The organism is Arthrobacter sp. UYCu712, assembly GCF_040547005.1.
Classification (GTDB): domain Bacteria; phylum Actinomycetota; class Actinomycetes; order Actinomycetales; family Micrococcaceae; genus Arthrobacter.
Genome location: NZ_JBEPOZ010000033.1, coordinates 17,088 through 40,988, shown reverse-complemented (window position 1 = coordinate 40,988; position 23,901 = coordinate 17,088). Strand labels below are relative to the sequence as shown.

Below are 23,901 nucleotides of genomic sequence, written 5' to 3'. Positions count from 1 at the left end.
GCCCGCCGCTACCTCAGCCTCGAGCTCATCCAACAATCACAAACCGTCGGGACCACGCCCGCAACCACGACAGAACAGGAGGACACCAACCCCGAGCTGGCGCTCAGCGCCTAACCAACCCAAGAATCACGCAGCAACCCCGTTACACCACGCAAATGGACTTGACCGGGAGGAGAGCCGCGGTTCGCGCAAGACGTCCCTGCTGGCCAGGGTCGGGAGCCGATTGGCCGGACTTCATGAATAGCCGCCCGCTCCAGCAACCGCTGCCAGCGAGCACCCACCCAGCTGTGCCCGGAATTCCCTACAACCGAAAGGTTGCACAATGAGCACGACAATCAAATCACCGATGCCCGATTCCGCCGCCAAATCCAGTCTGACCAAAGGCGTTTCCGGACTGGCCTTTACCGAGCTGTGGGAACGATTCTCGTTCTACGGCCTCCAGGGGATCCTCTCGTTTTACCTGCTCTACTCCCTCGACCGCGGCGGCTTGGCACTGGAGCCCGCCCTGGCCGCGGGGATCGTGGGAGCGTACGGCGGCTGCGTCTATCTGGCACAGATTCTCGGCGCCTGGCTGGGTGACCGGCTTATCACGCCCCAGAACATGGTCTTTGGCGGCGCCGTCGTCATCACCTTTGGCCACCTCGTGCTCGCTTTTGTGCCAGGAATTTCCGGACTGGTGACCGGGCTCATCCTGATAGGCCTGGGCACCGGAGCGCTGAAGACGAACATCACGTCCATCGTTGGTTTTGTGCTTGAAAATGGTGGCTCGAAGCGCGACGCCGGCTTCTCCTACTTCTACATGGCCATCAACCTTCTACATGGCCATCAACGCCGGTGCCGTGCTCGGGCCGCTCAGCACGGGATTCGCACAGAATCAATTCGGATTCCACATCGGGTTCGGCCTCGCAGCCGTGGGCATGTTCGCCGCGCTAGTTCAGTACAGTTTCTCCAAAAAGAACCTTCCTTCAGGCTGCTCAATGAGAACATCCTCGTGGCTGTTGTCACCTCAGCCGCTCTGACGGCCGCTGTCGCGTACTTCGTCACCAGGCTCCGGTCGCGGATCGTCAGCAAAGACGAGAAGCGCCGGGTGATGGGGTTCATTCCGATATTCCTTGCAAGCGGCATCTACTTTGGCTTCCTGTTCCAGAAATTTACCGCCATCTCTATCCTCATTACGGAAAGGATCGACCTGTCGATGGGCTCCTGGACCTTCCCGGTCGCCTGGATCACCACCGTCAGCCCACTCGCCGCCGTACTCATCACCCCCTTTATCGCCAGGCTGTGGAACCGGCTTGGCGACCGGCAGCCGGGCCCAGCCACCAAGTTTGCGATTGGCATGACGCAGATTGGCTGCGCCTACCTGTTCCTGCTGCTGATATCCGAAGCCACGGGAGATGCTTTCATCCCGCTCGCCCTCATTTTGTTGTTCATGATGATGGCGGGATCGTCAGAAGTCTTCATCGGCCCGATCGGCCTTTCACTCGCAACGAAGATCGGCCCGGAGAAGTTCAAGACCCAGATGGTCGGGCTGAACTTCCTGACCCTGGCCCTGGGATCATCACTGTCGGGCCTGCTGGGCCAGCTCTCACCAAGGTTGGAAATGCGAGCTATTTCACCATGGTCGCTGTGGCTGCAGTAGTCCTGGGTGCTGCCTTGTTTCTCGCCCGCAAGCGAATCAACAGCCTGCTCGACACGGGCGCCAGCTAAGTATCAAAGGTGAAGAACGTGACCGGCGACGCGGCAGCTCCCATCGCCCGATAGAACTCAAGGGCGTGTACGTCCTCGTTGTCGGCCGGGACAAAGATGGCGCGGACGCCCTCGAACGCGGCGGCGGCGAGCAGTTGGCGCACAAGCCGGCTCGCCACGCCGCGCCGCCGGTGATCCTGCCGCACGGCCAGATCGTAAATGAACACCTCGGACGACGGGGATCTCGTCATCGGCAGGGTGTGCGCCGTCAGGCCGCCGACGATCTCCTGACCGACGAATGCGGCCAGGGCCCAGAACCCCTCGCGGCCAAGGAGACCGTCGACGTAGGCGTCGTCGAGCGGCTCGCTGCCCTCTCCGAAGGCAGCCGCCATCATCCCAAACATGACGCCGGCCGCCGCTGTGTCGCCGCGGACCAGGCGCCTGACCTCGAGTTCGCTCATCGCAAGATCATCCCACGCCAACACCCTGCGGTTTCCGAGACGGCGCTAGCTGCCCGCGGCCCGCTGCCGGTCCCGATCGAACGAGTCGAAGCGTTCGCGCGCGAGGCGTCCAAGCCGCTCGACGGTGTGCCAGCTGACGACCGCCAATAGCAGCGTAAGAACGATTGCCGAGACAGCCACCAGCGGCGGAAGATCCGCCGTCGATCCGCCGTTGAGCCAGAGAATGACGGCGTAGTTCCAGAGGTACGCGGCGTAGGAAACGGTGCCCAACAGCTGCAGCGCGCGCGTCCACTTCGGCATCGGGCCGGTGCGGGAGGCGGCCAGGACCACCACGACCGCCGCGGCAGCCATGGCCAGCGGGCCGCCAACGAAGAAGAAGGCCGGCGATTCGTTGGCCTTGGGGACGAAGATCAAGCCGGCCAGGACAAGGATCGGGCCGAGCAAGGCCGCCAGTCGGAGCCGTCGGCCGGAGAACCAGCTGAAAACCCGGACCCTGTAAAGGCGCAGCGCCGATCCGACGATCAGCCCGAGGCCCCACGTCGTCGGCAGGGCGTAGACGAGGGAGTGAAGGTGCGGGGCCAGGATCAGCATCGCCAGCACACTCGCCGTCATGAGGGCGGTGACGACGCCGGCCGACCAGCCAATCAGCCGTCCCTGACGGTTTATCCGCAGAGCCAGCATCAGCAGGGCCGGCCAGATCAGATAGAACTGGTCCTCCACCGCCAGCGTCCAGAGCGGTCCGATGGCCATGCTGACATCAAAAGGAAGCGGCAGGTCTTTGAGGTAGCCGAACCCGGCGAGGAGGGTGTAACCGATGATTCCCTTTGATCTATCGCCGAGGACGTCGGCCGTCAATTCAACGATCGCGTAGACGCCGAGGAACAGGACAAGTGCCGGCAGCAAACGAAAGGCCCGATGCGCATAGAACCGGCCGTAGCGAATCTTTCGATGCCGTTCGACGTCCCTCAGCAGTACGCCCGTGATCAGATAACCGCTCAACACAAAAAAGACAATGACTCCGACGATGCCGGCACCTTGGAATATCCCGGGCCAGGAGTGTCCCAACAGAACAGCACCAACGGCACCGCCGCGGAGAACGTCCAGGCCGTCCAGCCTTGGCCGCACTGTCGTTTGCGGGGTGGCGGTTGCAACCGTTCCAGCAACTAGCAACGTCACATAACCTCCGGGGCTTCTATCCGGCCGGTTCCGACCCTCGTCGAGTCAGGGAAAACCGACCCTTACATGCTGACAACGTGATGGCGGGCGCAAGGCCCGCGCCATGTCCCAGTCTCCCGGAAGTGGCTGGACGAAAGCTGACGCCGAACGGCCCGGTCCTCCGTCCGGATGCGATCCATCAGTTCGTTACCGCTCAAGCAAGTGACAATTTCTGCATTCAGCCGCGTCACCTGTCAAACTGGTGACATGAAACATTCCCATTCCTTCGTGTGCGGCAATCCGGCCCTCGACTTCGCCGCAACAGTGCGCTCCCGGCTCGAAGTGCCACTGGAAATGTTCTCGTCGACAGAAAGCCTGGATTCCTGGTTCCGGGAATCCGGGATCGTTGACGGGGACACCAATTGTCAACCGGCCGACCTTGAGACGGCACTCGTGGTCAGGGAGGCGATTTACTCTCTCGTTCACTCAAAGGTGGCCGGGGACCAGTACGACGGCGACGCCCTCGCCGTCGTGAACGATGCTGCGCGCACACCGCCGGCGATCCTGAAGCTCATGCATGACGGGCGGGAAACCGAAGCGACGCCGACGCAGGCACTGTCCACCGTGGCACGTTACGCTATCGAGGTCCTCTCCGGGCCCGAAGTGCCGCTGCTCAAGGAATGCGCGAACCACGGGTGCACTCGGGTCTACATTGATCGGTCCCGGGGATCGCGCCGGGAGTGGTGCGCCATGGACCCCTGCGGCAACAAGATGAAAGCGGCCGCCTACCGTGCCCGCAAACGGGAAGACAAGCTCGTTTCCACGGCCGCGAACTAGCCACCGCGCTTCTGCGCTCCGCCGCCCTTGGGCCTCTCCTACAGCTATCCGTCCTTCGGCGCTGCGTCGCGCAGGGCCTGCCGGTATTCGAGCGTTGGTAGTCCTCCCCATCCCCAGTTGTCCGTGTCCACTTCGTTGATCACGACATACGTTGAGGCGAGGGGTTTGTTAAGGACGTCAAGCAGCACCTGGCTGACGCCCCTGATGATGGCGGCCTTTTCGGCAGCGGTGGCGGCTGTCGCAGCCGGCGTCGATCCTTCTTTTGTGATGTCAATGGTGACAATGGGCATGACTGATTGATCCGTTCTGCAGTAGGAGATGTGTGGTCATCGTCCGGCGTGCTGGCCGCCGTCGACGTGAAGGATTTCACCGGTAACGAACTCGGTTTCTTCGAGGAAGACGACGGCGTGGACAATCTCGTCGATGTCCCCCAGACGGCCCATAGGATGCAATCCCGCAAGCTGCGCGTGTGTTTCAACCGGGTGCATCGGGGTCTTGATGACGCCCGGAGACACAGAGTTGACCCGGATCCCGCGGCTGGCGTACTCGGTGGCGAGGGACTTTGTCGCCGAATTCAGCCCGCCCTTTGTCAGGGCAGCGAGCATCGCCGGCACATCCGTGCTCGGCTGGTCGGCGAGAGTGGTGGTGATGTTAGTGATGTGCCCGGATCCCGCTGCTTCCTTGAGGGCGACGGCCCTTTGGCTGACATGGAAAAATCCGGCGAGATTGACCGCTACGAGCTCGTCGAACTCAATGGGATATGAGCCTTCGAGGCAACAGTGGGCGCCGCAACTGGCTCAGCTCGGGATGAAATTGAACACTTTAGTCGTGCAGGACCACCTGGTACAGGTTGCAAACGGGCCGAAGGGATACCCCTCCCCAGCTTCAATGCGCAGCGAGGCGGCTGGCGATGTCGGCAGCCTGCCATGTTTCGGTGTGGTCCTCCTCAGTGAACATGTCAACCTGATTCAGGACCACCAAGTCAGCCTGATCCAGGGCCACCCTCGCACCATGCTGACTAGCGCCAGCGAATGTGCGCAGCACCGTTCCAGGAAGTGTGCCGTTTAGCGCCTCTTCACCGGACTGGCCATATGGGACACCGTTTGCCCAAAGAACTAACGTCGCAGGTCAGAAGGCCTTGGATCCGCTAGGGGACCGGCTTATAGGGCGTTCAGGAAGAGTGCCAGGCTGAATAGGAGCCCGGTTCTTGCTTTGATGAAGCAGATGCACCATCCGGTTCTGCTGCGGCTGTAGGGCGGGACTACGGAGGCACTGCCCGCCGGATGGCACTCCGGTGCTATTTCGCGGGAGGCGCGGGGGCCTCAGCGGCCGCGAAGCGATGCGGCGGCGGGAACCCCGGCAGGGAAGTCGGGCAAGGCCCCGGCGGGGGTGTGGAAGATCCACAATGACAGGATCCGGTAGGCAGCCCAGTCGTCGTCGGCGGCCTTCAGGGATGCAGTTTGTGCACCGTCCGGCTGCTCAAGGACCCTGATAACCTGCAGCTGGACCGTTGCGGACATCGGGAGTTGGAGCGTGACCGGGCCTGAGGGCGGCAGTGTTCCGTGGGGGAATCTGACGGCTGCGCCCCCGACAGAGATGTCGAGCAGCTCGCCTGGGAATCCGTCAATTTCAACCGGGGCCGTCACTTCTACGCGGTGCCCGTTGCGGCGGGAGGTCGAGAATTCCGCGGCGCGGATACGCCGCGTCCCGAGGACCAGGACCATGCCGGCGAGGACCAGCCACGCGCCGGACGCGACCGTGGACCCGGGCGAGGTTCGCCAGGGCACGAGCCCGGCGAGCCCTGCCGCCGCGTAAAGAATCACGCCGGTGATCAGGATGACCATCACAACCAGGATGCGCGGCGTCCGGCCGCGGAGCCGGAGATCGGCGGCGCCCTTGGGCGTGACCTGGAACTCGAGGATGTTCCTGGACATGAGCCACCATAGGCACGCCAGGCCCACCGGGACGCGGAAGATCCGCAGGGCGAAGGCCGTGGGCCAGTGGATCTCGTTGCGCATGAGCTGCTTGGAGCCCCACAGCCGGACGGTGAACATGACCAGGAAGACGACGGTGAAGAGCAGCGGACCGGCGGTGGACGTCTGGGCTCCGGAGAGCATGACGAGCACCGGAATCAGGAAGGCCACCAGCGTGGCGATGCCCTCCAGCCACCACAGCGTGCCGTTGAGGTATTCGTGGTAATTCCGCCACGACATCCAGCCCTTCGCCGCCCAGAGTTTCTCGTGGACGAGGATCTGCATCGCACCCATGCCCCAGCGCCGGCGCTGCAGCAGGTACTGGTCCGGCGTCGCCGGCGCGAGCCCGACGGCGAGCGTCTGGTGGTGGTAGACGGTCCGCCAGCCGCGCCGGATGAGTTTGAGGGTGGTGTGCATGTCCTCGGTGATGGTCTCCGTGGCTACTCCGCCCACCTCCTGGAGGGCGCTGAGACGCAACAACGACGTCGACCCGCACCAGAACGGGCCTGCGCCGGGAACGTTGCGAGACGGCATCAGGACGTTGAAGAACATACCCTGCTCGCCCGTGATGCCGTCGTCGTCGAACGCGCCGCCGTTGTAAAACGACTGCGGGCCCTGGACCAGGGCGATCCCGGGGTCCGCAAACCAACCCAGGGTGGCGGTGAGGAAGGTCGGAAGCGGGACATGGTCGCAATCCAGGACCGCGATGATGTCGATGCCGGGTCCGCCGGCCGCCTTCTCCTGGGCCATGATGCCGAGGGCATGGTTCATGTTCCCGGCCTTGGCGTGGTCGTGGACGGCCCGGCGGACGTACCGGGCGCCGTAGGCGGCGCACATTTCCGCGACCCAGGGCCGGTCGCCGTCGTCGAGGACCCAGGTTTCGTGGTCCGGGGCCAGCTCGCAGGCAGCGGCGACAGTGGGGATCAGAACTTCGATGGGTTCGTTGTAGGTGGGAATCAGGACCGCCACGCGCATGCCGTTGGGCGCTTCCGTGACCGACGCCGGCGCGTGGCTGTCGATGTTCCAGACAGACGCCGCCTTCAGAATGAGGCCTGCCAGCGGCAGCGCTTCAAAGATCACCAGAATCCACGCGATCGTCAGGTTCCAGTCGCCGGACGGCATGGTGAACAGCACCCGCCAGATCAGGTAAAGAACCAGCACGAAGATGGCTGCGACACCGCCGACATGCGCCCAGCGCCGGGAGCGGGGCGCTTCGGATACCGGAGACCCCAGCCGCGCAGCCCAGCCTGCAATGCCTGCCCTGGACAGGGCCTTAGCCTCAACGGGTGCGGACAGGGAGACCACGGAGACTTCTTCTGCGCGCAGCCGGACACCATCACTAAGCACGTGATCTCCCTCAGCTAGATACGTTGCCCTATCCGGGAAAGCCTAGCAACCGGGAGGACGCGAAGCGGGCCGCCAGGGCTAAAGCTCACACAAAAATGCGCATCGGGGAGACCGGCTTAGGCGTAGTGCTCGGTCGCGCCGCTAGACCAGCCGCGGATCGAGGGTTGGACGTTCCCCAAACGGGACGCTGGGCATTGGCCTCGCCGTCTTGGAGCGCTAACCCGGGGTTTTCATCCGTGTTGGGCTGACGGGTGTGTTTAAGAGACGCAAAGGTGCTCTGACAAGGGAAAATAGGGGTGTCTACGCCGTTATTTACGTGTCTTGAAGGAGCACCTTTTCGATGCACCAGCCTACCAAGGTCTTCCCGTCCGTCCCGGTCACTTTCACGGGCCAGCCGCTGGTCTCCCATGCCGGTGCCAGGATCCTGACGTCATTCATCGACGCCCTCGGGTTTGATGCTCGCCGCCGGCGGCGAGCACGTCTCGGACCTGGACGTCCTGCGCTCCGAGCCCGGCGTGTTCGGCAACGTGCCCTCGAACGCAACCGTCTCCCGGTTCTTCGAACGCACCGTGAAGAACCCGGACGTTTCGCCTACCGGAACAAGGCCTACGTGGCCATGCAAAAGCTCATCGACGAGCTCGGCCCCGCCCCCATCAACTGAACTCTCCGGGCATGTCTGTGTGCGCCAAGTCTGGTGACTATTGGGGTGCAGAGTGGTAAACCTGAGCTGTTCCGCTGAGAGACCCCGGCGGGCTCGTTTCTCACAGCGAGGTGCACCATGACGTCCACGGATCCTGCCAACCATCTGGACGATCTCGGCCAGCGCACATTGCGCCGAGTCCGCCGCCGCATCATGCCGCTGATAGTCCTGCTCTACTTCGTTGCGTATCTCGACCGCAACAATGTCGGCTTCGCGAAGCTGACCATGAGCGAGGACATCGGCCTGAGCGCATCGGCATATGGCCTCGGCGCAGGCATCTTCTTCCTCGGCTACGCCCTGCTTGAGATCCCGAGCAACGCCGGCATGTACCGGTTCGGGGCCCGCAAATGGATCGCCCGGATTCTCATCTCGTGGGGCATCTTCGCCACGGCCATGTGCCTGGTGACCGGCGAGACCAGCTTCTACGTCATCCGGTTCCTGCTCGGCGCGGCCGAGGCAGGGTTCTTCCCGGCCATCCTGTTCTACCTGACGCTCTGGTTCCCGGCCGCACAACGCGTCACGGTGCTGGGCATCTTCATCCTCGCCCAGCCCGTCTCCAACGCCCTTGGCGCACCGGTCTCCGGCCTGCTGCTGCAGATGGACGGCGTCATGGGCCTGCAGGGCTGGCAGTGGCTGTACATCATTGAAGGTATCCCGGCCATTATCCTCGGCATACTGACCCCGGTCCTGATGACCGACCGCCCAAGCCATGCGCGTTGGCTGGCCGACGATGAGCGCGAATGGCTGACCAGGACCATGGACGAGGAGCTTGCCCACAAGCAGAAGGGGCAGCCGCATCACTTCCTGGCCGGCCTCAAGGACCCGCGGACCATCGCCTACTCGGCGCTGTACTTCGGGCTGGTCTGCGGTATCTATGGGCTCGGCCTCTGGATGCCGACCATCGTGGCCGCACTCGGCAAATTCAGCACCACGCAGGTCGGCTTCATCGTCGCGATCCCCTACACGATTGCGGCGGTGTTCGTGTACTTCTGGAGCAAGCGCTCGGACCGTACCGGCAACCGGGTCCTGCATGCGAGCCTCAGCATGGTCATGGCGGCCATCGGTCTCCTGGCCGCCGGCTACCTGGTCCAGGTCAACGCGATCCTGGCACTGCTGGCCCTGACGCTGGCGGCCATGGGTATTTACTCCGCAATTGCGCCGTTCCTGGCCATGCCCGCGACGGCCCTGGTCGGCGCCGCGGCCGCGGCCGGGCTGGCCATGGTGAATTCGCTCGGCAATCTCGGCGGTTTCGTGGCTCCCTACGCCGTGGGGCTGTTCAATGACGCCACGGGCGACAACCGCACCGGCCTCGTGTTCCTCTCAGCCTGCCTCGGTATCACCGCCGTCGCCACCTATCTCTACGCACGCAAGCGTCCGGAGGGACATGTGAAGCCGGGTACGCGAGCCACGGTGGGCGAGGAAGCTGTGGCCACCGACGACTTCGACATCAAAAACTGACAATCAGGCGACGAGGAGCTGCGGGACATGACTCGGCGAGAAAATTTCCCGGTTGAGCGGACGGCCGTGCTGACCGGCGCCGCCTCTCCGCGCGGCATCGGACGGGCGACGGCGGAATTGCTCGCCAGCGGAGGCTGGGCTGTTGCGATCCTGGACATCGATGGCGACGCGGCCCGGAAGGCGGCCGAAGAAATCACCGACGTCTACGGCGTCCGTGCGGTCGGGGCGGGCGCGGACGTGTCTGACCCGGCAGCCGTCAACGCTGCCATCGACGAGGTCGAATCCACGCTGCCGCCGATCATCGGCCTGGCCAACCTGGCAGGCATCAGCTCACCCACGGAGTTCATGGACGAGACGCTCGAGGCGTGGGAGCGGGTGTTCAAGATCAACATGACCGGCACGTTCCTGGTGACCCAGCGGGTGCTCAGGGGCATGGTCGAGCGGAAGCTGGGCAGGATCGTGAGCGTCTCGTCCATCTCCGCCCAGCGGGGAGGAGGCACCTACTCCAAGGTGGCTTACAGCGCTTCGAAGGCCGCCATCATCGGGTTCACCAGGGCTCTGGCCCGGGAAATGGGCCAGCACGGAATCACGGTCAACTGTGTGGCTCCCGGTCCCGTGGACACTGACATCATGGGTGGAACTCTGACGGAAGAGCGGAAGGCCGCCATGTCAGCCGACATCCTGGTGGGCCGGGTGGGAACCGTGCGCGACATCGCCGCGCTGCTGGTGTTCCTGATGGGCGAGGACGCCGGCTTCATCACGGCCGCGACGTATGACATCAACGGAGGGCTGCAGGTTTCCTGACAGCGGTGGCCAACGGTTCTCACTGACGCCGGTCGAGCGCTTCCAGGAGTCGCCTGACGGAGCCGCCGAGCTTCCACTCGGTTGCGAGACGCTCGAGTTCGGCGCGCGAATCGCCCGCAACAGGGTGCAGCTGCGCGCCCGCTTCCTCGAGCGTCGGCAGCTCGAGGTCACGCACGATCCTCACGACGGCGGGCGCGACCGCGAGGTAGTCCGCCGCCGCGGCAAGCTTCGACCGCACGGAGGCGGAAAGCCCGCTTCCTGCGTCCGCCGCCGCCGCCAGCAGCCCGTCGAGCGTGCCATATTCTCCGAGCAGCAACGCGGCAGTCTTCTCGCCGATGCCGGCGACCCCCGGCAGCCCGTCGGAGGCATCGCCGCGGAGCGTCGCATAGTCGGCGTACTGCTCCGGCAACACGCGGTACTTGCCTACGATCGCGACGTCGGTCAGGACTTCGAGGTTCTTCATGCCGCGCGCGGTGTAAATCACCCGGACCTGACGGTCGTCGTTGACCACCTGGAAGAGATCGCGGTCCCCCGTCACTACATCGACCGGAAGCTCGGCGTGGCTGGCGTAGGTGCCGATGACGTCGTCGGCCTCATGCTCCGCAGCCCCGACGACGGCGATCCCTGCGAGGTCGAGCACCCGGCGGATCATTGGAATCTGCGCCTCAAGCGCGTCCGGCACGACCTCCACGTCGGGTGCATCCGCAACCACCTCCGCGACCCGATGGGACTTGTACGTCGGGATGAGGTCTACCCGCCACTGCGGACGCCAGTCGTCGTCCCAGCACGCCACGAGGTGGCTCGCGTCGTAGTCGGTGGTGAGCCGGGCGATCATGTCCAGCAGGCCGCGGACGGCGTTCACCGGAGTGCCGTCGGGGCGGCGGACCGTGTCGGGGACACCGTAGAAGGCACGAAAATACAACGACGCGGTGTCCAGCAGCATCAGGCGGTCGGGCATAACTGATCCTGACACGGCTGCGCCTGTTCGCGAAGGATCGTCACCAAACCCGTGTCGTCGTTGCGGGGGTACCAGACGGCCGCCGGCCCCGTCCCATGCTTGACGCTGCATCAGACGGGGCCGTGGTGGAGCGGTCCCCCGGCGGGGTCCGTGATTGGCTAGGGTATGGCCGCGACGACGTCGATTTCCACCAGGAAATCGCCAAGGAACGAGCCGACGGTGGTCCGTGCCGGGTAGGGGGCTTCCACGAACTCTTCGTAGCTGGCGTTGAAGCCTGCGAAGTCCCGGCCGGGGTGGTGCAGGTGCACCGTGGCTTTGACGACGTGGGAGAAGTCCAGCCCGTGCGCGGCCAGGACGGCGGCCAGATTTTTCGTGGTCTGCACTGTCTGCTCCTCGATCGTGGTCCCGACGGTGTGGCCGTTGACGGGATCGTGGGGTGACTGGCCTGCGGTAAAGAGCAACCCGTTGGCGGTGATGCCCTGGGAGTAGGGGCCGGCCGGGCTGGGCGCGAGGTCTGTGGTTACCTGCTGTCGAGGCATTGGACTGGTTCCTTTCTGGTGGCAGGCGTTGTCGCCTGCCTGGTTGGTGATGTTCTAGGGGACCTTTGAGAGAAAGGCCTGCGTGCGTTCGTGCTGCGGTGAACCAAGGACGTCCGCCGGGGCTCCGCTTTCGACAACCACCCCCTGGTCCATGAAAACGACCTGGTCGCTGACCCTGGCGGGCGAAGCCGAGTTCGTGGGTGACCACCACCATGGTCATTCCGGCCTCGGCCAGGGACTTCATGACGTCGAGGACCTCACCGACGAGCTCCGGGGTCGGGCGCGGACGTGGGTTCGTCGAAGAGCATGAGCTTGGGTTTCATGGCCAGTGTCCGTGCGATCGCGATCCGCTGTTGCTGACCGCCGGAGAGTTCCTGGGGGTAGGAGTGTCCCCGGTTGCCCAGCCCGACGCGGTCCAGCAGCGTCTGCGCTTCGGCGGTGACTTCGTTCCGGGGACGGCCGAGCACATAGACGGGCGCTTCCACGATGTTCTCCAGCACGGTCATGTGCGAGAACAGGTTGAAACGCTGGAAGACCATTCCCGCAGTCAGCCGGGAGCGCGCCGTCTGCCGTTCCTTCATTTCGTAGAGTCGTCCGTTGCGCTCCGAATAGCCGACCAGGTGCTCGTCCACGTACAGGCGTCCGGCGTCGACCTTTTCCAGGTGGTTGATGCACCGGAGGAAAGTCGTCTTCCCGGAACCGGACGGGCCGATCAGAAGCGCCGGCGAGGCATGGCGCGGTCCTATTCGATCCGGGATCCGCAGGGCGGAGATTTCCTGTCGGGCGCCATCGAGGTCGGGCCGAGCCCCTATCTGGTCCTGGACGCCGACGGCGAAGCCCAACCGGGATTCTTCGCCACCGGCGTCCCGCTGGAATCTGTCCACTGGGGCACCCAACTCGGCCCATTGGCGCACACCAACTCGCAGTTCCTGCGCGACAGCGACGCCATCGCCATCGCCGCCCTGGCCCATGGAAAGACCAGGTGCACCCACCCACCGTGACGTCGATTCATCCGGTCCAGGCTGATCCAATCGAAAGAGTGGCCGGGCGATCGTAGCTGCATGCCATGGCGGGCACAGAGACCGGAAGCCAGATTGAATTGCATCCTGCGACCAATCTTGCGCCGTTCCCTTGTAGACACCCGACAAAATCCTGTCATCAGCAGCAAACTACCGTCGGTTGGGATGGATATCCGCAGTAGGCCAGCGCAAAGGAACAACCAATGACGATCCAGGACGATCCAGCGGCGGCCGGCCCGTACGCGATCCTCGAAACAGCCCGCGGGCAGGTGCTGAACAACGGAATCGGTCTCAGGGAAGGGCAACTGCTGGAAGTACTGCAGCTCCCCGACGAAGCCCTCCCCGCCGCACTGCAGCTGGCCCACGAGGTACGCCTCAGGCACTGCGGCGAGGACGTCGAGGTGGAAGGCATCGTCTCCATCAAAACCGGCGGATGCCCCGAGGACTGCCATTTCTGCAGCCAGTCCGGGCTCTTCGACTCCCCCGTCCGGGGCGTGTGGCTGGACATTCCTGAACTGGTCAAGGCCGCGAAGGAAACGGCGGCCACCGGGGCCACGGAGTTCTGCATCGTCGCGGCCGTCCGCGGACCCGACCTCAAGCTGATGAACCAGATCAAGTTCGCGATCGACCGCATCAACGAAGCCGTGGACATCAACATCGCCTGCTCCCTGGGCATGCTCACCCAGCGCCAGGTGGATCAGCTCGCCGGCTGGGGCGTCCACCGCTACAACCACAACCTGGAGACCGCGCGCAGCTACTTCCCCGAGGTCGTCACAACCCACAGCTACGAGGAGCGGCTGGAGACCTGCAACATGGTCAAGGCCGCCGGCATGGAGCTGTGCTGCGGAGCGCTGATTGGGATGGGCGAATCCCTGCAACAGCGGGCCGAACTCGCCGCGCAGCTCGCCGCCCTTGAACCCCACGAGGTCCCCCTCAACTTCCTCAACCCCCGGCCCGGGACTCCCCTCGAAAACCAGGTGATCATGGACGGAAAGGACGCCCTCCGCGCCATTGCCGCGTTCCGACTGGCCATGCCCACCACGGTGCTGCGCTACGCCGGCGGACGCGAACTCACCCTCGGCGATCTCGGAACAAGGGATGGCCTGCTGGGCGGCATCAATGCCGTCATTGTCGGGAACTACCTGACGACGCTAGGCCGGCCCGCGACGGCCGATCTCAACCTGCTCGTTGAACTGAACATGCCCATCAAGGAATTCCAGAAATCACTATGAACCGTACCGTGGGCACCAGCGTGCAGGCCCCCTCCACCGATGGCTTTTGCGGGCACTGCGGCGAGGCGTTCGACGGCGGCGCGGCGCCGTCGAACGATCACCGGCGCTGCCGGGAGCAGCTGGTGTTGGAGCCGCCGCGATACTGCGGGCAGTGCCGCCGCCGGCTGAAGGTGCAGGTCACGCCGCTTGGGTGGACGGCGCAGTGCTCCCGCCACTCACGCACCACTAACGATTTCCAGGCTCACCAGCCTGGCGCCGTCGCGGTCGGCAAATAGGCCCAGCCGCGCACTGGATTCCGCAGCGAACACCTGGTCCGTGATGGCTGCGAGGCCGTCCTGCGCGAAAACCTCCACGGAGCAACGGTCCAAAAAGATCCGCAGCCGCAGCCGGCCGTCCTCGAGCGGCACGGCCACGCTTTCCACCGAGGCGAACGACTCGTGGAAGTCCGTGTTGCCCGACGCAGTCCGGTCCAGGCTAAGCACGCCCGTGCCGGAATCGTAGGCAAGAACCGTCCGTTCACCGGTACCTGCCCGGAGCAGCAGGCCTACCTCCCCGGCGGAGCCGGGCTCAAATTCGGCGTCGATCCGCAGCACGTCGCCGGAGGCTTCGGCGGGGAGCCAGTGCGTCCCGGCCGGAAGGGACCGGCCGGCCTCGCGGTGGGTCGTGGCTCCGCTGCTGTCAAAGGGGTCCACGGCGTCCTGCATCAGCACCACACGCCCGCCCCGGCTGGCCAGCCTGACTTCCCGCACCAAGGACATGGCGCTGCGCCAGCCGCTGGTGGGCGTGACGGCGCCGTACTGCCAGTTGTTCATCCAGCCGATCATGAGCCGGCGCCCGTCCGGGGCATTGCTGAACGAGACGGCCGCGTAGTAGTCCCGCCCCCAGTCCAGCCAGCCGTACTCGGCCATGCGGCTGTCATCCTGCTGGAGCCCTTCAGTGACCGTGGTGTCGGAAGCGAACGCGACGCCGTCGAACGTTCCCAGGAAGTACTGACCGCCGGAGCCGCCGGCGATTCCGCCGGGGCTCAGGTTCACCACCAGCACCCACTTGGTGTTTCCGGCATCGCCGTCCACCGGGAGCTCAAACAGGTCCGGGCATTCCCACACTCCCCCGGTGGCATTCGTCGGCCCGAAGGTGCTGAGGTATTCCCAGGACTTGAGGTCGGCGGACCTGTAGAGGACAACTTCCCGGTCCAGCGCTTCCACGGCGACCATCACCCAGTAACTGCCGGCGCCGCCGTCGTACCAGAAGACCTTGGGGTCGCGGAAGTCGGCCGAGCCGCGGTCCGCTACGGGGTTCCCGGCGTGTTTTGTCCAGGTGGCGCCGCCGTCCGTGCTGTAGGCCAGGGACTGCGCCTGCCGGCCGCTCAAGGGGGATGCGGGCGAATAGGCACTGGTGTAGATGGCCACGAGGGGCGGGTTGTCCTGGGTGCCGAAGCCGCTCGTGTTGTTTGCGTCCAGCACGGCCGAACCGGAGAAGATGGCTTCCTGTTCATCGCAGGCGATGGCCACGGGCTGTTCGTCCCAGTGCAGCAGATCCGCGGAGGTGGCGTGCCCCCAGGACATGTTGCCCCACACGTTCCCGGACGGGTTGTGCTGGTAGAAGAGGTGGTAGGTGCCGTTGGCGTAAACCAGTCCGTTGGGATCGTTCAGCCAGTTGCGGTCCGCGGTGTAGTGGTGCTGCGGCCGGTACTGGCAGCCGAGCGCGGTGGTGGTTGTCATGGATTGGTGTCTGCTTTCACGGTGGTGCCGGGCGGCGGGTGGTTAGCCCTTGACGCCGCTGGACGCGATGCTGTTGATGAAGGAGCGCTGGAAGGCGATGAAGAGGACCACCACGGGAACCGTGATGAGGGACGCGTAGGCCATCACTTCGCCCCAGGAGACGTTGAGCTGGAAGAAGTACTGGATGCCGATCATGACCGGGCGGAGTTCCTCGGACTGGACCACCATGAGGGGCCACAGGTAGGAGTTCCAGGCCGGCAGGAACGTCAGGATCGCGACCGTGGCCGTGGCCGGGCCAGCCAGCGGCATGACCACCTGGCGGTAGATCTTGAACCAGCCCGCACCGTCGATCCGGGCGGCTTCGTCCAGTTCCTTGGGGATGGACTCGAAGTACTGGTGGTAGAGGTAGATGGAGAACGCGTTGGCGATGAACGGAATGATCTGGACCTGGTAGGTGTCCAGCCAGCCCTTCGAGATCTCGAGGCTGAAACCGTTGAGTTCAAAGTACGGCAACTGGTTGACCCACCAGACCAGGGGCAGGGCCAGGGTCTGGAACGGAACGATCAGCGTGGCCAGGATGACGGTGAACACCACCCGTTTGCCGCGCACTTCCATGCGGGACAGGGCGAACGCGCAGAGGCTGTTGATGAAGATACCGAGGACCACCGTGACGGCGGAGATGCCGATGGAGTTGATCAGGAATCGGGCGGCCGGGACCCGGTCGAACACCGCCGTGTAGTTGTCGAAGGAGATGTTACCCACCGGCAGGAAAGCTGCCACGGAGGACATGTCCCCGAAGATCTGGGTGTCCGGCTTAAGCGAGGACACCAGCATAAAGACGATCGGGAAGGCGGCGACGGCGGCAAACAGGATCCGCACCAGCATGGCACCTGCATGATTGAGGGTATTGAGTCGAAGCGAATTTTTCACGTCAGTCCTTCTCTCGGGTCAGGTAGCGCTGCACCGCTGAAATGAGCAGCACGAGGACGAAGAAAACCAGCGAGATCGCGGAGGCGTAGGAGGTTTCCTGCTGTTTGAAGCCGGACCGGACGGCCTCGTAGATGATGGTGGTGGTGGAGTCGAGCGGGCCGCCCTGGGTCATGACACTGACCTGGTCGAAGAGGCCGAGGGCCTGGATGGTGATGGTCACCAGGACCAGGCTGCGGGTGTGCTTCAGGCCGGGCCAGGTGACATACCGGAACTGGTGCCAGCGGCTCGCGCCGTCCAGCTGGGCCGCCTCGTACAGTTCACCGGAGATGCCCTGCAGGCCGGCGAGCCAGATGATCATATGGAATCCGGCGGCCTGCCAGATGGACAGCGCGATGATGGCCGGCATGGCCGTGGCGGGGTCGTTGAGCCAGTCGGCTCCCTGGATGAGCCCGAAGCTGAAGGTTGACAGCAGTTCGTTGATCAGGCCGTCCTTGCGGTACATGAACAGCCACAGCAGGGAGACCACCACCATGGACGTAACCACGGGCAGGAAGTAGACGGTGCGGAAGAAGTTCACGCCGCGGAACTTCCTGTTGATCAGCAGCGCCATGGCCAGTGCCAGGGCCGACTGCACTGGTACCACCACCACGGCGAAGTACGTGACGTTCAGGAGTGCCCGCCAGAAGGTGGGATCCGCGAACAGCCGGGCAAAGTTGTCCGTGCCGACGAACTCCACCGGCCGGGGCGAGATCAGCCGGGCGTTGGTGAACGCCAGGCCGAAGCCCAGGATGGCCGGCAGGAACACAAAGAGCAGCAGCAGCACCGCTGCGGGGGCGATCATGCCCCAGCCGCTGAGCTGTTCGCGCAGGAAGCCTGCCCGGCGGTGGCGCGGTGCGGCCGGCAGCGGCCGGGGCGCCGGAGCGGCGGCGGGGCGGGGACGGGTGGGAAGTGGGCTGGTTGTCATGGGATTCTCCGTTGACCTGCAGCACCGGGCGGACGACGACGGCGGAACTGTCCCGCCGTCGTCGTCCTCCGCGGAGGGCTGCTAGTTCTTGTAGCCGCCGTTGGACTTGATATTGGCGTCAATGGCCTTGACTGCCTTGTCCAGGGCTGCTTGGGGATCTGCGCCTGCCAGGACGTCCTGGACGGCTTTGCCGTATTCGGTGGCGATGAAGGGGTAGGCCGGGGTTTCGGGACGCATCACGGCGTAGTTGCGGGAGAAGTCCATGAAGATCCGGTTGGCACCGCCCTCCGCGAATGCGGGGAGCAGCGCTGCAGCCTCATCCGTCGCCGGGATGGTGCCCGTGGCCTTGGCCACGGCGGCCAGCTTTTCCGGCTTCAGTGAGTAAGAGAGGTAGTCCATGGCGGCGTCGGTATTTGCGCAGCCCTCGGTGACGCCCCACTGCCAGGACGCTCCGCCGATCTTGGGTCCGTTGCCGAGGTCCACCGTGGGCATGACCACCAGGTCGTCGCCGAGTGCGGCGCGGGCTTTGTCCGCGGCCCATGAGCCGGTGTACAGCACTCCGCTCTTATTGTTCAGGAAGTCCTGGGTGGTGTCCTTGCCGCTCTTCGCGGCCATAAAGCCCTGGTCCGCCAGTCCGCGGAACCACTTGGCCCACTCCACGGCCTTGTCCCCGTTGAGCACGCCGTCCGCGGACTGGAAGCCGTCGCGGTTGATGAGGTCGGCGCCGAAGGACTGCAGGAACGGCGAGTAACCGTAAGGCAGCCATTCGCCGCTGCCGGCGGTCCCCATATCCAGCGGGTATTCCCACTTGCCCAGGGCCTTGAGCTTGGTCAGGGCGTCCTGGAACTCGGCCTGCGTCCAAGGCTGCTCGATTGTTGCAACGCGTACCCCGGCCGCCTTAAGGTCCGAAGCCCGTGCAAGCATGGCCAGCGCGACGTCGTAGTAGCCGACGGCGTAGGTTTCGCCCTCCCACTTGGCCACGGTGCTGGGCAGGTTGGCGGAAAGATCGGTGGAGAGCTTGAGCGGGGTCAGGTACTTTGCCCACGCCCAGTTGGGGACATTGGGGCCGTCGATATCCACGATGCAGGGAAGCTTGCCGGCGGCGGCCGCAGCGACCACGGAGTCGTTGTAGGACTCCTGCGGAAAGGCCTGCACCTTGATCTTGGCCTTGGCTTCACTGCCCTTGTTGTAGGAGTCAACGATGCCCTGGATTGCGGCCAGCTCTTCCGGGTTGCCGGCGTTATGGGTCCACATGGTGATCTCGTTGGAGCCTTCGGAAGTGGCCGAGGCGCTCCCCTTGCCGCAGGCGCCGAGGCTGCCGACCAGGGCGGCCGCCGTTATGCTGGTGGCCAGGATCCGGGTGAATCGCTTGTTCATGAGTGAGTCTTTCTGCTTATTTTGTACGCGGATGACTAGCCCGGGTCCTTGGGGACGCGGCCGGTGCAACGGCTGCGTCCCTTTTGCAGGGTCCGGGATGGGTCTGTGCTGTGAAGCGTTGGGTGTGGTTTAGCCGAAGGGCTCAGTCCGGCGGCGGACCGACGGACCCTCTCTCAATGAGCGGGCAGGAAAGCATCTCCTGGACGGCAGCCGCCTCGGGACCTTCGATATCGTCGAGGAGCCGGGTGACCGCCCAGCGTCCCATCTCATAGTGCGGAAGCGCCACAGTGGTGAGTCCGGGCCAGAGCGCCGCGGCGATCAGCTCAAGGTTGTCCGTGCCGACGATGGACAGGTCCTCGGGAATGCGGAGCCCCAGCGCGGCCGCGGCCTGGTAGGCGCCCATGGCCACCCGGTCGCTGAAACAAAAGAGTGCGGTTGGCCGCGCCGGACGCTGCAGCAGCTCCAGTGCGGATTCCCGCCCGGCAGGAGTATCCGCCACGCCGGCGGTCACCAGTTCCGGATTGAACTGGAGGCCGTGGCGGCCCAGCGCGTTTTGGTAGCCCTGCAGCCGTCCGTGGGTTGCCGGGATGTCGTCAACGTTGTTCAGCATCCCGATCCTGGTATGGCCGGCCCTGACGAGGGCTTCCACTGCCGTTTCCGCCGCCGCGACTTCGTCCGGGACCACCGACGAGATGGACCGGTCTGCCGTCGCGGCGTCGAGAAGGACCGTGGGCAGCGTGCCCAGTTCCTCCGGCAGTGTGACGCCCTGGTGGTACATCCTCGCGTAAACGATCCCGTCAACCTGGTGCTGCTGCAGCATCCGGATTTCGCGGTTTTCGAGTTCGGGGTCGAGTCCCGAGTTAACCACCATGAGCACGTACCCGCGCTCGTAGGCGGCATCCTGGGCGCCCCGGATCATGGCGCCGGCGAACGGCGTGGTGGTGATTTCGTCGCTGACGAGTCCCAGGATTTGCGACCGCTGGTTGCGGAGTCCGCTGGCGAGCCGGTTGGGGGCGTAGCCAAGATCTTTGGCGACGGCCCGGATGTGTTCCCGGGTTTCCGTTTTGACCCGGGTTCCGCCGGCGGGGTTGAGGGCGTGGGACACCGTGGTCACGGAGACCCCGGCGGCTTTCGCCACGTCCCTTATCCCGACTTTGGTCATCATTGACATTCCTTTGCAAAACGTTTTGGCATGTTGTGTGGATCACACTACCTAAAACGTTTTGGCAGTGTCAAGGTAAGCAGTTGAACGACACGGACTTGAAGCAAAAACCCCCTCGGGCGAGGGGGCTCTCACTGTGCAGGCGTCAGGCAGGAATCCGGTCCGGCAGGCGGTTGTTGGCCGCGCCTGCCGCCGGCACGCCGTCGCCGTCCTGGCCGTACAGCCAGTCGTTGTACCGGAAGTCGTTGTCCTTCCGGCTCTTGAACAGCAGGTTGCGCAGGATCCGGGCCAGCCCGGAGACGTGCCAGGATTCGCCCCAGACGCGGGCGGTGCGCTGGACCCGTGCAGTGCGGCCGGCCCGGATAGTGTTGAATTCCTGGATGGCGTCGTCCCAGCCTGCCGGGTTGACGCCGTCGGCGGTGAAGACGGTGCCGTTGCTGGCGTCCTGCAGCACGGCCGCGTCCTCGAGGGCCTGGCAGGCGCCCTGGGCGAGGTACTGGAGCATGGGGTGCGCGGCGTCGCCCATCAGCACCATCCGGCCGGTCACCCAGTTTTCGATCGGATCGCGGTCGTACATGGGCCAGCGCATGCTGGTACCCAGGTTCTGCAGCGCATCCCGGACCGCCGGGACGCAATCCTTGTACGCCGCCTCGAGCTCGTCCACTCCGCCGTACTGCTCTTCGCCGCGTTCGAATTAGGCTGGTTCGACATCGTCATGAACGAGCTGGACGGGCACTGGTACGAGGAGCGCAACCCCATCACGCTGGCCCCGAACATCGACATTCCGGTGTGGCTGCAGATCGACCAAGGCCGCGATTGGACCATGGACGGCGCGATCGATCTGTTCAATGAGCTGAAAGGTCCCAAGAAGCTGGACATCGGCCCGTACCCGCCGATGCAGTCGCGTCCCTTCATCGAGGAGCACGACAAGATGTTCCGCACCGGACGGCTTCCCCTCTGCTATTAGGGCCGAAGAGCGGCGGAAGCCGCCGGGACCGGCGTGAAACCGCGGGCGAGCTCGATCAGGATGCGGGCGCCGAAACCTGTGGCACCCTTCGAACGCCAGACGTCGTCCGTGTCCGACTGCATGGTGCCTGCGATGTCCGGGTGCGCCCAGGGGGTGTCCCGCACGAACGCTGGGAATCATTGGCGTGCTTGCCGCACCGCCTCTACGCGGCGGGGTGCGGCGCGGCGACCGCGCGCCGCCCGCGCGTGAGGACGACGACGACGGCGATGCCCGCCCCGGCGAGGAGCGTCACGCCCCCAACAGTGAAGGCCGTATCGGGGCGCACTATGGACTGCCCGGCCAGCGCCTGGACCGTAAGCAGGGCCAGGGCGGCCAAATAGGACGCGACCAGGATCCAGAGCAGGCCCGCCCGGGTTGTGGCGGCCCGGAGCAGCGGAATCCGGCGCGCGCCAAGCTCGAGGAGCAGGGCCGCGAGCGGGATGAGCTGAAGGGCATGCATCCCCACGAAATGGGGCACGCGCAGGTCTCCCGCCTCGGTGCTCCAGCCCAGCAGCGGAAGGCCGGGGCCGCCGTCGGGACGGCCGACAGTGTGTGCCCCGGCTATCCCCTGGAAGCTGTTGAGCTGGTCCGCCGTCGGGCCCGTCATGAGGAACGCCAGGGCCATCCCGACGAGCGCGATGACAAACCCGGCGCGGATCGCCAGCGAACGCGCGGGGTCACCAAGCATAGCCTTGAAGAGCAGCAGTGCCACGAGCAGGGCCACGAGCCAGACGATGACGATCGAGGCGGCCATCACGGACCAGAGGGCTGCAGCCAGCGGTGTGGAGACGTTGAAGTGGCTCCTGCTGCCCACCACCGCGGCTCCCCCGATAATGACCATTTCCACCGCGAGGAAGACGGCGGTCACGGTGCCTGCCCACCAGGCCAGCCGCGGCCGGCGCGACAGCTGGCCCAGGAGCCAGGACAGCGTCACGGCATAGATCAGGATGGAGAGGGAAAACTTGAACGGTTTGGCCCACAACGGTGCACCGTCCAGCAGCCGGGAGTCGAAAATGAGTCCGGCCAGGGTGGCGACGGTCGAGGTGGCCATCGCGAGGCTGAGCCAGAGCAGCGGGTGGTGCCAGCGGGTCTGGACGGCAGGAAACGAGGCGGTTGCGGTCGTGGACATTTTTCACTCCCGGGTGGGTGCGGGGTCGAGCTCGGATACGACGGGATGGCGGAGAGTTGCGACGTGCTCCTGCGCGGCACAGCGCAGCCCGGAAAACAGGGCGTCGCCCAACACCGTGCCGATGACAACGGTTTCAGCCATGGCCTCACGGCTGGCGCGGGCCGCGACCTGGTCCAGGTCGGCCTCGGCGACCAGGAGGGCCGCGGCTGCGTAGCGGGAGAACCAATTCCGCTCGTCCCGCTGACCCAGGGTTTCGAAGGTCTCCAGCACGCGGGCGGCGGCGAGCCGGCCCGGGTTGTCCGCGGAGACGTGCCAGTCCTCGATCAGCCGATCGATGCCGGCCAGGGCTTCGGGGTCGAGGTCGCCCGGTTCGATTGTCGTGGAGACTGCTCGTTGCGCCACCCCGAAGGAGTGGGCCAGCGGAAGCTCGGAATCGACGGCATCGATGACGCCGCGGGCCGTCGCGACGCTGAGTCCGCCCACCTCCAGGAGGCCACGGATGAGCCGCAGCCGGCGCAGATGCTCCTCGCCGTAGCTCGACTGGTTGGGTCCCGTCCGTTCACCCGCGGGAAGCAGCCGCTCACGCAGATAGAACTTGATGGTGGCGACCGGGATGCCGCTCGTTTTGCTTAGTTCAGCCATACGCATATAGATAGTCTCAGTATCGGATAGTCGCACTGTCTATATCCCAACGACTTTTCTGACTGGCCCATGCCTGGTGCGTTCTGGCACCGTCATGAGACGTTTACGTTGAGCCTGCGAAAGGACGGGTCAGCGACCGCGCCGATATTGTGCAACGCTGGTTCCATGGATCTGGAGGTGTCGCCCGCGCTCACGATTCCGACGTCGGAACTGGGCTGGCGGTTCTCGCGTTCGTCCGGGCCAGGCGGTCAGCACGTCAACACCACGGACAGCCGCGTCGAGCTCTCGTGGAACGTCGGCAACTCGGCGGCACTGTCGGAAGGCCAACGGCTGATGCTGGTCACCCGTCTCGAACGGCGCCTGATCGCCGGCGTCCTCACCGTGACCGCTTCCGAGCAGCGCTCGCAGCTGCGTAATCGCGAGATCGCTCTGGCCAAGCTCGCTGGCCTCGTGGCGGAGGGCCTTGCCCCCGAAGCTGCCCGCCGCCGGGCGACCAAACCCACCCGGGGCTCGAACCGCCGGCGGCTCGCCGCCAAGGAACAGCGGTCGGCGACAAAGCTGCAACGGAAGCGGCCGTCCGCCGAGTAGCACGTCGGCCCGCTCCCCCGACGTTTAGCCGTTGAAATCGGCCGGGTGGGGACCGGTGCGGCCACCCCGTTCAAGGCTGTCGACGACTGCCAGTTCGTCCGCTGAAAGGTCGAAGCTAAATACGTCCAGGTTCTCGCGGATCCGTGAGGGTGTGACCGACTTGGGGATGATGATGCGTCCCTGCTGCAGGTGCCAGCGAAGGATCACCTGAGC

Annotated in this window: 24 protein-coding genes and 3 pseudogenes; 9 read left to right on the top strand and 18 right to left on the bottom strand. The window is 65.1% G+C overall.

The window, feature by feature from the left end:
- Positions 1–322 precede the first annotated feature (322 nt).
- Positions 323–1,639 carry a peptide MFS transporter gene (locus ABIB51_RS23290; RefSeq protein WP_502916191.1) on the top strand — a complete coding sequence of 439 codons (1,317 nt, stop codon included), beginning with the start codon at positions 323–325 and terminating at the stop codon, positions 1,637–1,639.
- 64 nt (positions 1,640–1,703) lie between these two features.
- On the opposite strand, the gene ABIB51_RS21380 is transcribed toward ABIB51_RS23290, so the two are convergent.
- Together ABIB51_RS21380 and ABIB51_RS21375 are read right to left on the bottom strand one after the other, a co-directional pair.
- Positions 1,704–2,147, bottom strand: coding sequence for a GNAT family N-acetyltransferase (locus tag ABIB51_RS21380; RefSeq protein WP_354191357.1), 444 nt, complete (start codon positions 2,145–2,147; stop codon positions 1,704–1,706).
- A 45-nt stretch (positions 2,148–2,192) separates the two neighbouring features.
- A complete protein-coding gene (locus tag ABIB51_RS21375; protein WP_354191356.1) occupies positions 2,193–3,272 on the bottom strand; it encodes an acyltransferase family protein in 1,080 nt (359 codons plus the stop codon).
- A gap of 297 nt (positions 3,273–3,569) precedes the next feature.
- Here ABIB51_RS21375 and ABIB51_RS21370 point away from each other — a divergent pair, with 297 nt between their 5' ends.
- Positions 3,570–4,139, top strand: coding sequence for a CGNR zinc finger domain-containing protein (locus ABIB51_RS21370; RefSeq protein ID WP_354191355.1), 570 nt, complete (start codon positions 3,570–3,572; stop codon positions 4,137–4,139).
- A gap of 44 nt (positions 4,140–4,183) precedes the next feature.
- Here the strand turns inward: ABIB51_RS21370 and ABIB51_RS21365 are convergent, their stop codons facing one another.
- The 3 genes from ABIB51_RS21365 to ABIB51_RS21355 all read right to left on the bottom strand — a co-directional run bounded on the left by ABIB51_RS21365 (position 4,184) and on the right by ABIB51_RS21355 (position 7,459).
- A complete protein-coding gene (locus ABIB51_RS21365; RefSeq protein WP_354191354.1) occupies positions 4,184–4,429 on the bottom strand; it encodes a tautomerase family protein in 246 nt (81 codons plus the stop codon).
- 36 nt (positions 4,430–4,465) lie between these two features.
- Entirely contained in the window at positions 4,466–4,894 is a 429-nt protein-coding gene (locus tag ABIB51_RS21360; RefSeq protein ID WP_354191358.1) for an SDR family NAD(P)-dependent oxidoreductase, read from the bottom strand.
- 567 nt (positions 4,895–5,461) lie between these two features.
- A complete protein-coding gene (locus ABIB51_RS21355) occupies positions 5,462–7,459 on the bottom strand; it encodes a glycosyltransferase family 2 protein (RefSeq protein WP_354191353.1) in 1,998 nt (665 codons plus the stop codon).
- Positions 7,460–7,799: 340 nt separating this feature from the next.
- Between ABIB51_RS21355 and ABIB51_RS21350 the strand changes: the two are divergent.
- From ABIB51_RS21350 to ABIB51_RS21340, 3 genes and pseudogenes are all read left to right on the top strand, one after another.
- A pseudogene (locus ABIB51_RS21350) lies at positions 7,800–8,058 on the top strand (IS1380 family transposase); the annotation flags it as partial.
- 179 nt (positions 8,059–8,237) lie between these two features.
- Positions 8,238–9,617 (top strand): MFS transporter, encoded by a 1,380-nt coding sequence (locus ABIB51_RS21345; RefSeq protein WP_354191352.1) that lies wholly within the window; start codon positions 8,238–8,240, stop codon positions 9,615–9,617.
- A gap of 27 nt (positions 9,618–9,644) precedes the next feature.
- A complete protein-coding gene (locus tag ABIB51_RS21340) occupies positions 9,645–10,421 on the top strand; it encodes an SDR family NAD(P)-dependent oxidoreductase (RefSeq protein ID WP_354191351.1) in 777 nt (258 codons plus the stop codon).
- Between the two features lie 19 nt (positions 10,422–10,440).
- On the opposite strand, the gene ABIB51_RS21335 is transcribed toward ABIB51_RS21340, so the two are convergent.
- From ABIB51_RS21335 to ABIB51_RS21325, 3 genes and pseudogenes are all read right to left on the bottom strand, one after another.
- Entirely contained in the window at positions 10,441–11,379 is a 939-nt protein-coding gene (locus ABIB51_RS21335; RefSeq protein WP_354191350.1) for a 5'-3' exonuclease, read from the bottom strand.
- A 158-nt stretch (positions 11,380–11,537) separates the two neighbouring features.
- A complete protein-coding gene (locus ABIB51_RS21330) occupies positions 11,538–11,918 on the bottom strand; it encodes a RidA family protein (RefSeq protein WP_354191349.1) in 381 nt (126 codons plus the stop codon).
- 54 nt (positions 11,919–11,972) lie between these two features.
- Positions 11,973–12,691: pseudogene (locus ABIB51_RS21325) on the bottom strand (amino acid ABC transporter ATP-binding protein).
- Positions 12,692–13,140: 449 nt separating this feature from the next.
- On the opposite strand from ABIB51_RS21325, the gene bioB reads away from it, so the two are divergent.
- Positions 13,141–14,169 (top strand): biotin synthase BioB, encoded by a 1,029-nt coding sequence (gene bioB / locus ABIB51_RS21315; RefSeq protein WP_354191348.1) that lies wholly within the window; start codon positions 13,141–13,143, stop codon positions 14,167–14,169.
- Positions 14,166–14,444, top strand: coding sequence for a biotin synthase auxiliary protein BsaP (gene bsaP / locus ABIB51_RS23285; RefSeq protein WP_502916190.1), 279 nt, complete (start codon positions 14,166–14,168; stop codon positions 14,442–14,444). Before bioB ends, bsaP begins: the two co-directional genes overlap by 4 nt.
- On the opposite strand, the gene ABIB51_RS21310 is transcribed toward bsaP, so the two are convergent.
- From ABIB51_RS21310 to ABIB51_RS21285, 6 genes and pseudogenes are all read right to left on the bottom strand, one after another.
- A complete protein-coding gene (locus ABIB51_RS21310) occupies positions 14,385–15,890 on the bottom strand; it encodes a glycoside hydrolase family 32 protein (protein ID WP_354191347.1) in 1,506 nt (501 codons plus the stop codon). The two genes, bsaP and ABIB51_RS21310, sit on opposite strands and share 60 nt — an antisense overlap.
- A 42-nt stretch (positions 15,891–15,932) precedes the next feature.
- Positions 15,933–16,820 (bottom strand): carbohydrate ABC transporter permease, encoded by an 888-nt coding sequence (locus tag ABIB51_RS21305; protein WP_354191346.1) that lies wholly within the window; start codon positions 16,818–16,820, stop codon positions 15,933–15,935.
- 1 nt (position 16,821) lies between these two features.
- Positions 16,822–17,784 (bottom strand): carbohydrate ABC transporter permease, encoded by a 963-nt coding sequence (locus ABIB51_RS21300; protein WP_354191345.1) that lies wholly within the window; start codon positions 17,782–17,784, stop codon positions 16,822–16,824.
- An 81-nt stretch (positions 17,785–17,865) separates the two neighbouring features.
- Positions 17,866–19,161, bottom strand: coding sequence for a sugar ABC transporter substrate-binding protein (locus tag ABIB51_RS21295; RefSeq protein WP_354191344.1), 1,296 nt, complete (start codon positions 19,159–19,161; stop codon positions 17,866–17,868).
- A gap of 142 nt (positions 19,162–19,303) precedes the next feature.
- Complete coding sequence (locus ABIB51_RS21290; protein ID WP_502916192.1) at positions 19,304–20,323, bottom strand: LacI family DNA-binding transcriptional regulator; 1,020 nt, start codon at positions 20,321–20,323, stop codon at positions 19,304–19,306.
- A gap of 145 nt (positions 20,324–20,468) precedes the next feature.
- Positions 20,469–21,017, bottom strand: a pseudogene (locus ABIB51_RS21285) (FAD-dependent monooxygenase); the annotation flags it as partial.
- A gap of 21 nt (positions 21,018–21,038) precedes the next feature.
- On the opposite strand from ABIB51_RS21285, the gene ABIB51_RS21280 reads away from it, so the two are divergent.
- Positions 21,039–21,290: a hypothetical protein gene (locus ABIB51_RS21280; protein ID WP_354191342.1), complete on the top strand. Its 252-nt coding sequence runs from the start codon at positions 21,039–21,041 to the stop codon at positions 21,288–21,290.
- Here the strand turns inward: ABIB51_RS21280 and ABIB51_RS21275 are convergent.
- From ABIB51_RS21275 to ABIB51_RS21265, 3 genes are read right to left on the bottom strand one after another with little or no spacing between them, the layout of a single operon-like run.
- Entirely contained in the window at positions 21,287–21,454 is a 168-nt protein-coding gene (locus tag ABIB51_RS21275; RefSeq protein ID WP_354191341.1) for a hypothetical protein, read from the bottom strand. The genes ABIB51_RS21280 and ABIB51_RS21275 overlap by 4 nt on opposite strands.
- A 38-nt stretch (positions 21,455–21,492) precedes the next feature.
- Positions 21,493–22,458: a hypothetical protein gene (locus tag ABIB51_RS21270; protein WP_354191340.1), complete on the bottom strand. Its 966-nt coding sequence runs from the start codon at positions 22,456–22,458 to the stop codon at positions 21,493–21,495.
- A 3-nt stretch (positions 22,459–22,461) separates the two neighbouring features.
- Entirely contained in the window at positions 22,462–23,100 is a 639-nt protein-coding gene (locus tag ABIB51_RS21265) for a MerR family transcriptional regulator (RefSeq protein ID WP_354191339.1), read from the bottom strand.
- A gap of 165 nt (positions 23,101–23,265) precedes the next feature.
- On the opposite strand from ABIB51_RS21265, the gene arfB reads away from it, so the two are divergent.
- Positions 23,266–23,688: an alternative ribosome rescue aminoacyl-tRNA hydrolase ArfB gene (gene arfB / locus ABIB51_RS21260; protein WP_354191338.1), complete on the top strand. Its 423-nt coding sequence runs from the start codon at positions 23,266–23,268 to the stop codon at positions 23,686–23,688.
- Between the two features lie 24 nt (positions 23,689–23,712).
- On the opposite strand, the gene ABIB51_RS21255 is transcribed toward arfB, so the two are convergent.
- On the bottom strand, positions 23,713–23,895 hold the full coding sequence (locus ABIB51_RS21255; RefSeq protein ID WP_354191337.1) for an aldo/keto reductase: 183 nt from the start codon (positions 23,893–23,895) through the stop codon (positions 23,713–23,715).
- Positions 23,896–23,901 lie beyond the last annotated feature (6 nt).